The organism is Sphingomonas sp. CFBP9019, assembly GCF_034045155.1.
GTDB lineage: Bacteria > Pseudomonadota > Alphaproteobacteria > Sphingomonadales > Sphingomonadaceae > Sphingomonas > Sphingomonas aerolata.
Window position 1 is genome coordinate 299,837 of the sequence record NZ_JAXCWK010000001.1, and the last position, 15,006, is coordinate 314,842.

A 15,006-nucleotide genomic window follows, 5' to 3' on the forward strand; every position below is an offset into this window, starting at 1 on the left:
GGAGAGACTGGCATGGCCATCTGGAGCAAGATTTTCACCCTCGGCCGGGCGGGCGCGCATGAAGCCGGCGCGGCGGTCGTCGACGCGAACGCCCTGCGGATCCTCGACCAGGAAATCCGCGACGCGGACAAGGCGCAAGGGAAAGCGCGCGACGACCTGGCCGGGCTGGTCGCCCGCCGTCGCATCCTCGAGACTGAGGTCGAGAGCTTCCGCGCGCAGGCCGCGAAATACGAGGCCTCGGCGCGGATCGCGGTCGAGAAGGGCAATATGGATCTCGCGCGGCAGGTCGCGCAGCGGATCGCCGATCTCGAACAGGACATCGCGCTGAAGAGCCCGCAGGTCGAGGACATGCGCGCCGCCGAGGAGCAGATCCACACCGCGGTCGCGCAGACCGACCGCAAGATCGAGCAGCTCCGCCGCGAGGTCGAGGTCGTCAAGGTCAACGAGTCGGTGCAGAAGGCACAGGCGACGGTCGCATCGGGCAGCATCGGCGCGGGCAACAAGCTGGGCTCCGCGGCGGACAGCCTCGCGCGGATTCGCGAGCGGCAGGCGATCCGCGGCGAGCGCATCAAGGCGGCCGGCGAGCTGGAGGATCGGCGCACCGGCGCGGATCTCGACGAGAAGCTGCGCCAGGCGGGGATCCTGCCGGGTCAGTCGTCCGCGGACGACGTGCTCGCCCGGCTGACCGCGCCCAAGACCGACCAGCTCGGGCAGACGCTGCGGATCGAGCAGCGCGACGACAGCAAGACGCAGGACAACTGATGCGCCGGATCGCGGTCGACCCGCGCGGCGACTGGCGCGAACGGGCCGACGCGATCGGGTTCGTCTATCACGGCACGGCGGTCGGCGACGCAATCGAACCCTATTGGGACGAGAGCGCCGCCTATGCCTTCACGCTGGCGGAGATCGAGGAGGATCTCGAACCCGCGGCCGAACAGATGCACGCGATGTGCCTCGAACTGGTCGACGAGGTGGTCCGAGACCAGCAGCTGATGGAGCGGCTCGCGATCCCGCGCGAGCAGTGGAATTACGTCGCGGAGACGTGGCGGACGCGCCAGCCGTCGCTCTATGGCCGGTTCGACTTCGCCTATGACGGGACGGGGCCGGCCAAGCTCTACGAATATAATGCCGACACGCCGACATCGGTGTTCGAATGCGCAACGTTCCAGTGGATGTGGCTCGAAGACCTGCTCGCGAGCGGGGCGATGCCGGCGGGGACCGACCAGTTCAACAGCCTGTTCGACAAGCTGCGCGAACGCTTCCGCGCGCTGTTCCCGAGCGGTGGCTTCGTCCATTTCGCAGCCGATGCGACCGCGATCGAGGACCGGCAGACGGTGCGGTTCTTCGAGGATCTGGCGAGCCAGGTCGGGATCGAGCCCAAGTTCGTCGAGATGAAGGATATCGGCCTCGCCGCCGATGGCCGGTTCGTCGACCCCGAAGGCTTCGAAGTGCAGGCGGCGTTCAAGCTCTATCCGTGGGAGTTCATGCTGCGCGAACCCTATGCGCCGAACCTGTCGCGCGCGGACGTGCGCTGGATCGAGCCGGCGTGGAAATCGATCCTGTCGAACAAGGGTATCCTGCCGCTGCTGTGGGAGCGGCATCCCGGGCACCCGAACCTGCTGCCCGCGTTCTTCGACGGCGATCCGGCGGCGAAGATCCTGGGGCCGCGCCATGTCCGCAAGCCGCTATTCTCGCGCGAGGGTGCGAATGTCGAGATCGTCGGCGGGGAGGGCGGCACGCCCGCCATTCTCGACCAGGGCTATGGTGCCGAAGGGGCTATCCTCCAGGCCTATGCGCCGCCGCCGGTGTTCGACGGGCGGCATCCGGTGATCGGGGCGTGGATCGTCGGCAACGAAGCCGCGGGGATCGGCGTTCGAGAGGATGAGACGGTGGTGACGCGCAACATGGCGCGCTTCGTCCCGCATATCATCGAGGCGAATGATGACTGACGTACGTGAGCTGCCGCCATTGCCGCCGATCGAGCGGCTGGTCGAACTGATGTTCGACGCCGCGCGGATGGGGCGGGACGAGATGATCCCCGCGCTGCTGCAGGCGGGGGTCGATATCGAGGTTACCGATGCGCGGGGGTACACGCCGCTCGTGCTGGCGAGCTACAATGCGCAGGAGTCGACGACGCGGCTGCTGCTCGACGCGGGCGCGCGGGTCGATGGCGATCCGGCGAGCACCGCCAATACCGCGCTGATGGGGGTGTGCTTCAAGGGCTATACGCCGATCGCGCGGATGCTGATCAAGGCGGGGGCGGACGTGAACCGGCGCAACGGCGTCGGGCAGACCGCGCTGATGATGGCGGCTCTGTTCAATCAGGGGGCGATCATCGACCTGCTGATCGAACAGGGTGCGGATCCGGCGGTGGTCGATGCGGCGGGGAACAGCGTGGCGTCGCTGGCGATGTCGCAGGGGAATGCGGCGCTGGCGGCGCGGTTTGCTGAGGGTTCGCACGGGTTGGGATCCGCCGCCTGAACGTCGTCATCCTGACGAAAGTCAGGATCCAGAGCCATGAAGGTGCCGCCCGTTACTCTGGATCCTGACTTTCGTCAGGATGACGGGAAGGGGGTGGGTCCGGACGTTCCTTAGGGTGACGGGTGGGTTTGGCCGTCGTCATCCGCGTGCGTCTGCGGGAGGACCGCGCCGACATGCGTCTGGCCGCGGGCTTCGGCGAGGCGCATCTGGCGTTCGCGTTCGGCATAGCCGGCGCGCTGGGTCGCGTCGCGGGCGTCGTGGCAGGCGGGGCAGCTGATCCCCTCGACATAAAGCGGCGAGGCGCGGTCGGCGGGGCTGACGGGCATGCGGCAGGCGTGGCACAGGCCGTGCGTGCCGGGGGCGAGGCCGTGGCCCACCGCGACGCGCTGATCGAAGACGAAGCATTCGCCCTCCCACAGGCTCTCGGCCTCGGGCACGGTTTCGAGATATTTGAGGATGCCGCCCTTCAGGTGATAGACCTCGTCTAACCCTTCCGCTTTCAGGAACGCGGTCGACTTCTCGCAGCGGATCCCGCCGGTGCAGAACATCGCGATTCTTGGCGGCGGGCCATCGCCGACCAGTTGGTCGCGGTGGTCGCGGAACCAGGCGGGGAAGTCGCGGAAGCTGCGCGTCTTCGGGTCGATCGCGCCTGCAAAGCTGCCGACCGCGACCTCATAATCGTTGCGCGTGTCGATCACGATCGTGTCCGGATCGGCGATCAGCGCGTTCCAGTCGCCGGGCTCGACATAGCGGCCGACATCGCCGAGCGGGTCGATATCGGGTTCGCCCATCGTTACGATCTCGCGCTTCAGCCGGACCTTCATGCGGTGGAAGGGCATCGTTTCGGCGCGCGAATCCTTGACGTCGAGCGCGGCACAGCCGGGCAGTGCGCGGATATGCGCGAGCACGGTGTCGATCGCCGCGTCTGTCCCCGCGATCGTGCCGTTGATCCCCTCGGCTGCGAGCAGCAGCGTGCCCTTCACCCCTTGCGCGCAGCACAGTGCGGCGAGCGGCGGCTTGATCGCGGCGATGTCGGCAAAGGGCGTGAAGCGGTAGAGCGCGGCGACGCGGACCGGTCCGAGGGACTCGGGATGGCTCGCCAGAGGATCGGCGGCGGGTAAGGGGTCGGCAGGCATGGGCAGGACGGTCCGGATCGAAGATGGCGCCGTCGCTGTTACGCCAAGTCGGAGTAGGTGGCGAGCAGGGTTTCGGTCCTGGCGAGGCCCGTGGCGGTGAGCTGGATCACGCCCGCGCTGCAGTCCGGGCGTTCGACCAGGCCCTTTTCGGCGAGCGCGCCGATCCAGCGGTGCGTGCGCGACGGATCGAGCAGAGCGAGCGCGCCCAGCGTTGCCGCATCGATCACCCGACCCTCGGCCTCGGCGAGATAGATCTGCACCAGCACGAGCCAGGCATGGTCGCCGAACAGGTCGTCGCCCAGTTGCTCGCGTCGTCGGCGCAGGCTCCGGTCGACCTTCAGCGCGACCTGCCAGAGCCGTTCGGGCATGACGACGTCGGGCACCGCGGTGAGCGCCTTGGCTTGCGGAAGGTAGAGCGTGCCGACGAGCCGGCCGGCCTCGAGCCCGCGGTCGAGCCGCGAGACATGGACGTCGACCCACACCGCGGCACCGCCGGGCTGGAGATAGCGCTTGCGGATGCAGACCGGGCCCGCGCCGGGGGCGAGCATGGTGACCCGATCGATGTTGCGGACGCGGTCGTCCGGGTGGGTCACGTCGGCATAGGACCGCCCGACGAGTTCGCTAAGCGGCCGCTGCAGCAGGTCCTCGACGGTCTGGTCCATCGTCAGTAGCAGACCGTTCGGGTCCGACAGGGAATGGCCGACGAGCATCGAGGCGAGGGTCCTTTGTAATCCCCCGTTCAGATAGGGCGCGATCACCCTTATATCAAACGTTTACGCCGTGATCGCTCAGCTGGTGACGAAGGTCAGCCCGGCATGCGCGATCAGCCGGTCGCGCAGTTTGGCGCCCATCAGCGCGCCCGGCGTCCAGATGCCGCCATCGCCCGCGACATCGCGGACGAGGCAGATCGCCGCCTCCGCGATCATCTTGCTGGTCGATCCATAGCCCGGGTCGCGGTCGCCCGTCACGACCGTGTCGATGCGGCTGCCATCGGGCATGATCCCTGCGAACAGCAGGTCGTAATGGCCTTCATCGCGTTCGGCCTTGGAGGGGCCTTCGCCGGGCTTCGGGCCCTTGTCGCCGGCGAAGGGATTGAACTTCGCGATCGCCTCCGCCGCGGCCTTGCCCATGTCGCCGAGCCCCGCGACCATCATCTCGTCATAGACGAAGTCCGCGCCATAGGCCTCGCCGAGCAGGAAATTGGTGCGGTGGACGTTCTTGGTGTTGATCGGCGCCATCACGAACGGCGCGACCCAGGTCTGGAGCGTCGAGTCATATTCGGGGATCAGCCCGCTCGGCTGATGCGGCCCGGTGAAGCCGGGGGTGAGTGCGAACGGGCTCGTCAGCAGCTTGACGATACCGGGATCACGCGCGGCGGCGGCGAGCGTCGCCTTGAGGCTGGCCGCGGTGCCACCGGAGAAGGTGCCCTTCATCGTCCGGACGCGGCCCTTCACGCGCGGCGCAGGACTGCCGTAGCGTGCCCTGGCCGCCTCCTGGAGCGTGAGCACGCCGAGATCGAACGGGATGCTGTCGAAACCGCAGGAGAAGACGATCCGGGCGCCGGTGCGCGTGGCCTCTCCCTCGTGCGCGTCGATCATGTGCCGCATCCAGGCGGGTTCGCCGCACAGATCGACATAGGCGGTGCCCGATGCGGCGCAGGCGGCGACGAGGTCGGAGCCGTAGAGCTGATACGGCCCGACGGTCGAGATCACGACGGTCGCGCGCTCGACCATCGCGCGCAGGCTTGCCGGATCGTCCGAGTCGGCGGTGATGAGCGGCGTGTCCGCGGGCGCGCCGATCAGGTCGCGAACCTCCTCGAGCTTGGCGCGCGATCGCCCGGCCATCGCCCAGGTCAGGCCGGTAGGATAGGTCTGGACCAGATATTCGGCGACCAGCCGGCCGGTGAAGCCGGTCGCGCCATAGATGACGATGTCGAAGTCGCGCATGTCCATCTCCCGTTTTGCCGCAAGTCTGCCCCGACCGACGCCGCCTCGCAAGCGAAACGCCGCGTCTCGTCAAGGCGGGGCGGATCTGTCAGGATCGGGCAATGGCCTCCGACCCGAGCATCGTCGCGTTCATCGTCGAGCAGATCGCCGCGGCGGGCGAGGTCGCCGCGCGGCCGGTGTTCGGCGAATATGGCGTCTATTGCGACGGGCGGATGGTGGCGCTGATCTGCGACGACCGGCTGTTCCTCAAGCCGACCCCGGGCGGGCGCGCGTTCGCGGGCAGCGACGGCGCGGCGATCGAGGAGGCATCGCCCTATCCGGGGGCGAAACCCTGTCTGGTGATCGACGCGGATCGCTGGGACGATGCCGACTGGATGGCCGAGATCGTCCGGATCTCGGCCGCCGAGCTGCCGCTGCCCAAGCCCAGGCGGGCGAAATCGCCGAAGGGCTAGGCCGCGTCGTTGAACTGCAGGCTCGCGAGCCGTGCATAGAGGCCGCTGTTGGTCATCAGCGCCCCGTGCGAGCCCTCCTCGACGATTTGACCGTCGTTCATCACGATGATCCGTTCGGCGGCGCGGACCGTCGCGAGGCGGTGCGCGATGACGAGCGTGGTGCGGTTCGCCATGAGCCGTTCGAGCGCCTCCTGGACGAGCCGTTCGCTCTCCGCGTCGAGCGCGCTGGTCGCCTCGTCGAGCAGCAGGATCGGCGCGTCGCGGAGCAGCGCGCGCGCGATCGTCACGCGCTGGCGCTGGCCGCCCGACAGCCGCGCGCCGCCTTCGCCGAGGAAGGTGTCGAGTCCTTCGGGCAGCTTGCGGAGAAATTCGGCGGCGTTGGCGGCCTCGGCGGCGGCCCAGAGCTGGTCGTCGGTCGCGGTCCAGTCGCCATAGCGGAGATTGTCCCGCGCCGACGCACCGAAGATCACGGTTTCCTGTGGCACCATCGCGATCCGGGCGCGGACCGCGGCGGGATCGGCGTCGCGCAGGTCGACGCCGTCGAGCGTCACGCGACCCGCATCGGGATCGTAGAAGCGCTGGACGAGCTGGAACAGCGTGGTCTTGCCCGCGCCCGAGGGGCCGACGACCGCGACCGTCTCGCCCGGTTTGATGTCGAGCGAGAAGCCGTTGAGCGCCGCGACGTCGCGGCGGGTGGGGTAATGGAACCGGACGCCCTCGAAGGCGAGTGCACCGCGCGACGGCTGCGGCAGCGCGACGGGCGTGGCGGGCGGCGCGATTTCGGGCGTCTCGCGGAGCAGTTCGGACAGCCGCCCGGCGGCACCCGCGCCGCGCAGCAGATCGCCGTAAACCTCGGTCAGCGCCCCGAACGCGCCCGCGACGATCCCGCCGGTCAGGACGAAGGCGGCGATCGCGCCGCCGCTGATCCGCCCGGCGGCGACGTCGACCGCGCCTTCCCACAGCACCAGCGTGATCGAGCCGAACAGCAGGCCGATGACGATCGCGGTCATGATCGCGCGCAACAGGATCCGCGCACGCGCCGCGGCAAAGGTCGCGCGCACCGCGTCACCGAAGCGGGTCGCCTCGCGGTCTTCCTGCCCGAACGCCTGCACGACCTTCATCGCGCCGAGCGTCTCGGTGGCGATCGAGCCGACATCGGCGACGCGGTCCTGCGAGGTGCGCGAATAATTGCGGACGCGCTTGCCGAGCAGCGCGATCGGCAGGACGATCAGGGGGATGCCGATCATCAGCAGACCGGCTAGCTTGGGCGAGATCGCGAACAGATAGATCAGCCCGCCGACCCCGGTGAAGGTGTTGCGCAGCGCGATCGAGACGGTGCTGCCGACGACCTGGTCGATCAGCGCAGTGTCCGAGGTCAGCCGCGAGGCGATCTCCGACGGGCGATTTTCCTCGAAGAAGCGCGGCGTCAGGGTGAGCAGGTGACGCTGGACCGTGGTGCGGATGTCCGCGACGACCCGTTCGCCAAGCCACGACACATAATAGAAGCGCACCGCGGTCGCGACCGCGAGCACGACGACGATCATGAGCAGATAGTGGAACGAGGTCCCGACCGATCCGCTCGCGCCCGGGCCGAAGCCGCGGTCGATCACGCGCTTGAAGCCGTAGGGTATGCCGATCGTCGCGGCCGAGGTGGTTACCAGCGCGAGTCCCGCAAAGGTGATCTGGCGCGGGTAGTTCGCGGCGTGTCGCCACACCATTGCAAGGTCGCCGATCCGGCGGGGCGTCTTTTCGTCGAGTATCGGCTTGGCCATGGCGGATCGCCTAGCAGCGGCGGGGGTCACGCTCAACGGCAACCGCATGACGGCCGGGTCGTTGAACAAACGGGACGTGCGCGGCCGAGCGGGACAGAAACGCGTGCGCATCCGATCAATGCCCCGTTGCGCGACGGCATAATTGCGTTACGGAAATGTTAACCCCTATCGGGGTAGAGGATACCGAATGCTCTACGATGCCTATGAATTCCAGCGGTCGATGATGGCAGGCGCCAGCAGAATGGCCAGTTTCGGGGCGGGAATGCTGAACAATCCAGCAAACCCATTCGCCTATTTGGGCGGCGGCGCGGTCGTCGGATCGGCGCTGGAGGTGTTCGCGCACGTCAATGCGACTCGCGGAAAGCCGGCGTTCGGCCTCGACCACACGATCATCGACGGACGCGAAGTCGCGGTCCGCGAGGAGATCGTGCTGCGCAAGGATTTCGGCCAGCTCAAGCGGTTCGTGCGGGAGGGCGTCGAGGGCGGACCCAAGATGCTGATCGTCGCGCCGATGTCGGGGCATTATGCGACTCTGCTGCGCGGCACGGTCGAGCGGATGCTGCCGTTCGCCGATGTGTACATCACCGACTGGCGCGACGCGCGCAGCGTTCCGCTGTCCGCCGGACGGTTCGATCTCGACGATTATATCGATTACGTGATCGCGTTCCTCGAGGCGATCGGCGCGAACGAGGGGCAGGGCGGCACGCATATGCTGGCGGTCTGCCAGCCGTCGGTGCCCTGCTATGCCGCGGCGGCGCTGATGAGCGCGGACGGCAATCCGTGCCGGCCGAAGACGCTGACGCTGATGGGCGGGCCGGTCGATACGCGCGAGGCGCCGACCGCGGTCAACACGCTGGCGACCGAGCGTCCGCATACGTGGTTCGAACAGAATGTCATCGCGACGGTGCCGGCCAATTATCCGGGCGCGGGGCGCAAGGTCTATCCGGGCTTCCTGCAGCTGGCCGGCTTCATGTCGATGAACCTCGGCAACCACATGGTCTCGCACTGGGAGATGTATAAGCATCTCGTCCAGGGCGACGGCGAGAGCGCGATGGCGAGCAAGGGGTTCTACGAGGAATATCGCTCGGTCTGCGACATGACCGCCGAATTCTATCTGCAGACGATCGACGTGGTGTTCCAGTCCCACGCGCTGCCGCGTGGCCTGCTGACGCACCGTGGACGGCCGGTCGATCCGGCGGCGATCACCGATATCGGCCTGTTGGCGATCGAGGGTGAACGCGACGATATTTCGGGGCTGGGGCAGACCAAGGCGGCGCTGTCGCTGGCGACCGCTCTTCCCGAGGCAAAGAAGCGGTATCTGATCGCCGAGGGGGCCGGCCATTACGGGATCTTCAACGGATCGCGCTGGCGCAACACGATCGCGCCGGTGGTCGAGGAGTTCATCACCGCGAACGGATAAGGATCCGCCAGTATAAAGGTCGATCGCGACCGCCGGTGATATAACCTGCGGTCGCGATCGGTAGTTGGGTCAGCCGACCGAGTCGACGACCGCGTGGCTGCTCGACTCGCTCGACGTGATCGTGCCGCCGAACAGCATCTTGACGCGTCCGGTCAGCGAGATGTCGGTTTCCCAGAGTTCCGCGCTGTTGATGTCGAAGCGCAGCAGCGTGAGGTTGGGGTCTTCCTTGCCGCCTGGAAACCAGGCCTCGACCTGGTTGTTCCACAGCTTGTCGATCTGCGTGCGGTCGTTCATCTGCGAGACGGTGCCGGCCATGCACGCGAAGAAATCATGCCCCTTGCCGACGAACTGCGCCATTGCCGCGCCGCCCTTGGCGATGCGGTTGTCGCGACCGGCGAAGAAGAACAGCACGTTTGGCTGATCGTCGTCGAGCTGCGCGGTCATCGGCTCGGAATGCTGGCCGTCGTCGAGGCCGATCATCACGAACGGGCTGGACTTCAGCTTGTCGAGGAAGGTGTTCGCGACTTCCTGCGGGGTATCCTTGTCGGCCATCGTCGTTCTCCTATTGGCTTGGATTGCCACAGAGAACGGGCGGGGCGGAGGATGGTTGCCACCGCCGCCCCGCGAGCATCACAGGACTTCGAACAGGCCCGCCGCGCCCATGCCGCCGCCGACGCACATCGTCACGACGACATGCTTTGCGCCGCGGCGCTTGCCCTCGATCAGCGCATGGCCGGTCGCGCGTGCGCCGGTCATGCCGTAGGGATGACCGATCGAGATCGCGCCGCCGCTGACGTTGAGCAGCTCGTCGGGAATGCCGAGCGTGTCACGGCAATAGAGGACCTGGACCGCGAACGCCTCGTTCAGCTCCCACAGGCCGATATCGTCCATCTTGAGGCCGAAGCGCTTGAGCAGCTTGGGGATCGCGACGACCGGGCCGATCCCCATCTCGTCGGGTTCGGTGCCGCCGACCGCCATGCCGATATAGCGGCCGAGCGGCTGGAGCCCGCGCTGCGACGCGATCTTCTCCTCCATCAGCACCGAGGCGGACGACCCGTCGGACAGCTGGCTGGCATTGCCCGCGGTGATCGTCATGTCGGGGCCCATCACGGGTTTCAGCGACTGGAGGCCCTCGAGCGTCGTGTCGGCGCGATTGCCCTCGTCGCGGGCGATCGTCACCTCCTTGTAGGTGACGTCCTTGGTCTCCTTGTTGACGATCGCCATGTTCGCGGTGACGGGGACGATCTCGGCGTCGTAATAGCCCGCGGCCTGCGCGGCGGCGGTGCGCTGCTGCGACTGGAGCGCATAGGCGTCCATCGCGTCGCGCGTGATGCCGTAGCGCTTGGCGACGACCTCGGCGGTCTGGAGCATCGGCATATAGACGTCGCGGTGCATCGCGAGCAGTTCGGGATCGGGGGCGACGCGCATCTGCGGCGTCTGGACGAGGCTGATGCTCTCGACCCCGCCGCCGATGGTGATGTCCATCTGGTCGGTGATGATCTGCTTGGCGGCGGTAGCGATCGCCATCAGCCCGCTGGCGCACTGACGGTCGAGCGACATGCCGCTGACCGTCGTCGGCAGCCCGGCGCGGAGCAGCGAGGTGCGCGCGATGTTACCCGCCTGATGCCCCTGCTGGAGCGCGCAGCCGAAGACGACGTCGTCGACTTCGCCCCCGTCGATGCCAGCGCGCTCGACCGCGGCCTTGATCGAATGCGAGGCGAGCGTCGGCGCGGGGGTGTTGTTGAACGCGCCGCGATAGGCGCGACCGATCGGGGTACGGGCGGTGGAAACGATGACGGCTGAACGCATGATGCTATCCTTTTTTCTGAAGTCCCCTCCCGCAAGCGGGAGGGGAGCGGTATCAAACGAAAACCTGGCTGATCCATTCGGCGATCAGGGCGGGCTTGTCCTGGCCCTCGATCTCGACCGCGAAGCTGTTGGTCTGCTGCCATTGGCCGGGGCGCTTCTCGTCGAACGACAGCAGCTTGAAGCGGCCGCGGACCTTCGATCCCGACCGGACGGGCGTGAGGAAGCGGACCGAATTGCCGCCGTAATTGACGCCCATCTTCGCGCCCTCGATGGTCGGCGCGTCGGGGATCTTCGACGACAGGAGCGGCATCAGCGAGAGCGTGAGGAAGCCGTGCGCGATCGTCCCGCCGAACGGGGTCTGGGCCGCGCGGGCGGGATCGATATGGATGAACTGATGGTCGCCGGTGGCGTCGGCGAACTTGTCGATCATGCCTTGCGTGACCTCGACCCAGTCGGACAGCGTCTCGGTGCCGACGCGGTTCTGCATCTCGGCGGTGGTGATCGTCGCCACGGCATTCCCCTCCTAGCCTGTTTGGCGCTAAGCGCAGCGACGTCTCTAGGCGTACAGGCTGGCCGACCGCAAGCCTCACCCAACCGGAAGCTGGAAAATGTCGACTGCCGTAACGTCCAATGCCCGTAACACCATGGCAAAGCTGTACCGCGCAAGCGAACCCGATGTTCTAAAACCGCTGCTGGAGCGTGCCGCGCTCGATTCGGATTCGCGAGAGCGGGTGATGGGGCATGCGCTCGGCCTGCTCGCCGACCTTCGCGCGGCGCAGAGCAAGGGCTGGGTGAACCAGTTCCTTCAGGAATATCGGCTGAATTCGTCGGAAGGGGTCGCGTTGCTCTCGCTGGCCGAGGCGTTTCTGCGCGTGCCCGATCCCGAGACCGCGGACCTGCTGATCGCGGACAAGCTGGGCGATGCCGACTGGCGTGCGCACGCGGGCAAGTCGAATTCGAAGCTCGTCAATTCGGCGACCTGGGGGCTGGTGGTCGGCCGCGTGCTGGTCGGCGAGGGCGCGACCGGGCCGCTGCGCCGGCTGATCAGCCGTGCTGGCGAGCCGTTCGTGCGCCAGGCGGTGGGTGCCGCGATGAAGATGATGGGCGAGATCTTCGTGATGGGCCGGACCATCGACGAGGCGATGAAGCGGATGCGGCGGCCCGAGAACAAGGGCTTCACCGCGAGCTTCGACATGCTGGGCGAGGCGGCGCGGACGCATGCCGATGCGCAGCGCTATTTCCAGGCCTATGTTGGTGCGGTCGATGCGGTCGGGCGCGATCCGGCGGCGGGGCATTCGATCTCGGTCAAGCTGTCGGCGCTGCACCCGCGCTACGAGGTCGCGCGGTGGAGCGAGTGCGTGCCCGCGCTGACCGAGATGCTCGAGGCACTGGCGGCGCAGGCCGCATCGAAGGGCATTGCGCTGACCGTCGATGCGGAGGAGTCCGAGCGGCTCGAGATGAGCCTCGACATCATCGGCACGGTCGCCGGGCTGCCGTCGCTGAAGGGCTGGGACGGGTTCGGCATGGCGGTGCAGGCGTATGGCAAGCGCGCGCGGCCGGTGATCGCATGGGCGAACGGGCTCGACCGGATCATGAATGTGCGGCTGGTCAAGGGCGCCTACTGGGACAGCGAGATCAAGCGGACGCAGGTCGAGGGGCTGGCGGACTATCCGCTGTTCACGCGCAAGGCGGCGACCGACGTGTCGTATCTGGCGGTCGCCAAGGACATGCTGGCGGCGGAGAATATCCGGCCGGCCTTTGCGAGCCACAATGCGCTGACGGTCGCGACGATCATGGAATGGGCGGGCAACAGCCGCGATTTCGAGTTCCAGCGGCTGCACGGCATGGGCGACGGGCTGTACGAGCGGCTGGTGCAGGAGAATGGCTATCACTGCCGCGTCTATGCGCCGGTCGGCGGGCACCGCGACCTGCTGGCGTATCTCGTCCGGCGTCTGCTGGAGAATGGGGCGAATTCGAGCTTCGTGCATCAGCTGGCGGACGAGCGGCTGACCGAGGGGGAGATCCTCGCGGATCCGGTGGCGAAGATCGCCGCGGTCGGGGGCAAGCGGCATCCGAGCATTCCGTTGCCGGTCGACCTGTTCGGGGCGGGCGGGCACCGGAATTCGGCGGGGCTCGATTTGAGTGACGTGGATACGCTGGCGGCGACTGTTAAGGTGGTGAATGCGCCGGTCGCTGCGTCAGGGTACCACCCCGGCGAAGGCCGGGGCCCAGTTGGGGGCGGTGGTGTGACGGAGGACGGCGCGTCGTCACGGCAGCTTTCCCAACTGGACCCCGGCCTGCGCCGGGGGGGAGCAGAAGGGTTGGGCGGGGATCAGGTCACGGCCGCCATCACCCGCGCGCATGCGGCGTTCCCGGGCTGGTCGCGGTCGCCCGTCGAGGAGCGCGCGGCGTGTCTCGATCGGCTGGCCGATCTGCTCGAGACGCATCGCGACGAGCTGATGGCGATCTGTGTGCAGGAGGCGTTCAAGACGATCCCCGACGCGATCGGCGAGGTGCGCGAGGCGGTCGATTTCTGTCGTTATTACGCGCAGCAGGCGCGCGCGAAGCTGCAGCCGATCGAGCTGGCGGGGCCGACGGGCGAGCGCAACATGCTGCATATCGAGGGGCGCGGCGTCTGGGCGACGATCGCGCCGTGGAACTTCCCGCTGGCGATCTTCCTGGGGCAGACGGTGGCGGCGCTCGTCACGGGCAATGCAGTGGTGGCCAAGCCCGCGCCGCAGACGCCGCGGATCGCCGCGCGGGCGGTCGAACTCGCGCATGAGGCGGGCGTGCCGGCCGACGTGCTGGTCCTCGTCACGGGCGGGCCGGAGGTCGGTGCGGCGCTGACCGCGGACGCGCGGATCCAGGGCGTGGCGTTCACGGGGTCGACCGCGACCGCGCGCAAGATCGCACGCGCGCTGCTCGAGGACGACAGCCGGCCGATCGTGCCGCTGATCGCGGAGACGGGCGGGATCAACGCGATGATCGTCGATTCGACCGCGCTGCCCGAGCAGGTCGTGGCGGACGTGATCGCCTCGTCCTTCCGCTCGGCGGGGCAGCGTTGCTCGGCGCTGCGGCTGCTGCTGGTGCAGGAGGATATCGCGGACGGCGTGATCGAGATGCTGTCGGGCGCGATGGACACGCTGAGGATCGGCCGTGCGGGCGATCCGGCGACCGATGTCGGGCCGGTGATCGACCAGGCCGCCTATGACCGGCTGATGGCGTATCGCGCGCGGGTGGCGGCGAAGACCGTCAAGACGCTCGACGTGCCCGCAGATGGCCTGTTCGTGCCGCCGACTTTGGTGCGGATCGGTGCGATCGAGGATCTGAACGAGGAGTGGTTCGGGCCGATCCTCCACGTCGCGACCTGGGAAGCGGGCAAGCTGAGCGAGACGATCGCGCGGGTCAACGCCAAGGGCTACGGCCTGACGATGGGGCTGCACAGCCGGATCGCGCGCGCCGCCGAAGTGATCGAGGCCGAGGCGGCGGTCGGCAACCTGTACATCAACCGGTCGATGATCGGTGCGGTGGTCGGATCGCAGCCGTTCGGCGGCGAGGGGCTGTCGGGGACCGGGCCCAAGGCGGGCGGGCCGCGCTATCTCTACCGCTTCTGTGCGGAGCGCGCGGTGTCGGTGGATACGACGTCGGCGGGCGGGAATGCGACGTTGCTGTCGCTGGATGAGGGGGGGATCTGAGGGGGCTTTTCTAGGCCTATTTACCTTCGCCTCGTCATGCTCGCGGAGGCGGGGATCCATAGTGGCTGGCGGTGGGGGGTATCGCGATCCGTTGAGTATATGGATCCCCGCCTTCGCGGGGATGACGGAGGGGGTGGGCTTCCCCCTTGCAGCAGGCGTGCCGCGCTTCGTTCGTCCTCCCCGGCGGAGGCCGGGGCCCAGTTGGGGGACGGGCGTAACGACGGGTGCGTTCCGTTACTGCGGCCTCACCAACTGGGCCCCGGCCTTCGCCGGGGAGGGGTAATGGGTTGGTGTG

Annotated in this window: 13 protein-coding genes; 6 read left to right on the forward strand and 7 right to left on the reverse strand. The window is 67.9% G+C overall.

Annotated elements, in window-relative coordinates; genetic code table 11:
* The first annotated feature begins 12 nt into the window (after positions 1-12).
* Genes SOM18_RS01240 through SOM18_RS01250 form a run of 3 tightly spaced genes read left to right on the forward strand, consistent with a single transcriptional unit; the run spans position 13 to position 2,481 of the window.
* Positions 13-762: a PspA/IM30 family protein gene (locus tag SOM18_RS01240; RefSeq protein ID WP_031440688.1), complete on the forward strand. Its 750-nt coding sequence runs from the start codon at positions 13-15 to the stop codon at positions 760-762.
* Positions 762-1,949, forward strand: a complete 1,188-nt coding sequence (locus tag SOM18_RS01245) for a glutathionylspermidine synthase family protein (protein WP_031440689.1) — start codon at positions 762-764, stop codon at positions 1,947-1,949. The genes SOM18_RS01240 and SOM18_RS01245 overlap by 1 nt, the downstream gene beginning before the upstream one ends.
* The gene (locus tag SOM18_RS01250; protein WP_031440690.1) at positions 1,942-2,481 is read left to right on the forward strand and encodes an ankyrin repeat domain-containing protein; all 540 of its coding nucleotides are present in this window, start codon (positions 1,942-1,944) and stop codon (positions 2,479-2,481) included. Before SOM18_RS01245 ends, SOM18_RS01250 begins: the two co-directional genes overlap by 8 nt.
* A 110-nt stretch (positions 2,482-2,591) precedes the next feature.
* Here SOM18_RS01250 and SOM18_RS01255 read toward each other — a convergent pair whose 3' ends face one another.
* Genes SOM18_RS01255 through SOM18_RS01265 form a run of 3 tightly spaced genes read right to left on the reverse strand, consistent with a single transcriptional unit; the run spans position 2,592 to position 5,563 of the window.
* On the reverse strand, positions 2,592-3,617 hold the full coding sequence (locus SOM18_RS01255; RefSeq protein WP_081874287.1) for a rhodanese-related sulfurtransferase: 1,026 nt from the start codon (positions 3,615-3,617) through the stop codon (positions 2,592-2,594).
* A 38-nt stretch (positions 3,618-3,655) separates the two neighbouring features.
* Positions 3,656-4,375, reverse strand: a complete 720-nt coding sequence (locus tag SOM18_RS01260; RefSeq protein WP_320481168.1) for a PAS domain-containing protein — start codon at positions 4,373-4,375, stop codon at positions 3,656-3,658.
* Between the two features lie 30 nt (positions 4,376-4,405).
* Positions 4,406-5,563, reverse strand: coding sequence for a saccharopine dehydrogenase family protein (locus SOM18_RS01265; protein WP_031440693.1), 1,158 nt, complete (start codon positions 5,561-5,563; stop codon positions 4,406-4,408).
* A gap of 101 nt (positions 5,564-5,664) precedes the next feature.
* Between SOM18_RS01265 and SOM18_RS01270 the strand changes: the two genes are divergently transcribed.
* A complete protein-coding gene (locus tag SOM18_RS01270; protein ID WP_031440694.1) occupies positions 5,665-6,015 on the forward strand; it encodes a TfoX/Sxy family protein in 351 nt (116 codons plus the stop codon).
* Here SOM18_RS01270 and SOM18_RS01275 read toward each other — a convergent pair.
* A complete protein-coding gene (locus SOM18_RS01275) occupies positions 6,012-7,787 on the reverse strand; it encodes an ABC transporter transmembrane domain-containing protein (protein ID WP_031440695.1) in 1,776 nt (591 codons plus the stop codon). The two genes, SOM18_RS01270 and SOM18_RS01275, sit on opposite strands and share 4 nt — an antisense overlap.
* Before the next feature lie 187 nt (positions 7,788-7,974).
* On the opposite strand from SOM18_RS01275, the gene SOM18_RS01280 reads away from it, so the two are divergent.
* The gene (locus SOM18_RS01280; RefSeq protein ID WP_031440696.1) at positions 7,975-9,207 is read left to right on the forward strand and encodes a polyhydroxyalkanoate depolymerase; all 1,233 of its coding nucleotides are present in this window, start codon (positions 7,975-7,977) and stop codon (positions 9,205-9,207) included.
* 69 nt (positions 9,208-9,276) lie between these two features.
* Here SOM18_RS01280 and SOM18_RS01285 read toward each other — a convergent pair whose 3' ends face one another.
* The 3 genes from SOM18_RS01285 to SOM18_RS01295 all read right to left on the reverse strand — a co-directional run bounded on the left by SOM18_RS01285 (position 9,277) and on the right by SOM18_RS01295 (position 11,527).
* A complete protein-coding gene (locus tag SOM18_RS01285) occupies positions 9,277-9,759 on the reverse strand; it encodes a pyridoxamine 5'-phosphate oxidase family protein (protein WP_031394543.1) in 483 nt (160 codons plus the stop codon).
* A gap of 78 nt (positions 9,760-9,837) precedes the next feature.
* Entirely contained in the window at positions 9,838-11,016 is a 1,179-nt protein-coding gene (locus SOM18_RS01290; RefSeq protein WP_031394542.1) for an acetyl-CoA C-acyltransferase, read from the reverse strand.
* A 52-nt stretch (positions 11,017-11,068) separates the two neighbouring features.
* The gene (locus SOM18_RS01295) at positions 11,069-11,527 is read right to left on the reverse strand and encodes a MaoC family dehydratase (RefSeq protein ID WP_031440697.1); all 459 of its coding nucleotides are present in this window, start codon (positions 11,525-11,527) and stop codon (positions 11,069-11,071) included.
* Positions 11,528-11,660: 133 nt separating this feature from the next.
* Between SOM18_RS01295 and putA the strand changes: the two genes are divergently transcribed.
* Positions 11,661-14,711: a bifunctional proline dehydrogenase/L-glutamate gamma-semialdehyde dehydrogenase PutA gene (putA, locus tag SOM18_RS01300; protein WP_235188367.1), complete on the forward strand. Its 3,051-nt coding sequence runs from the start codon at positions 11,661-11,663 to the stop codon at positions 14,709-14,711.
* The last annotated feature ends 295 nt before the right edge of the window (positions 14,712-15,006 follow it).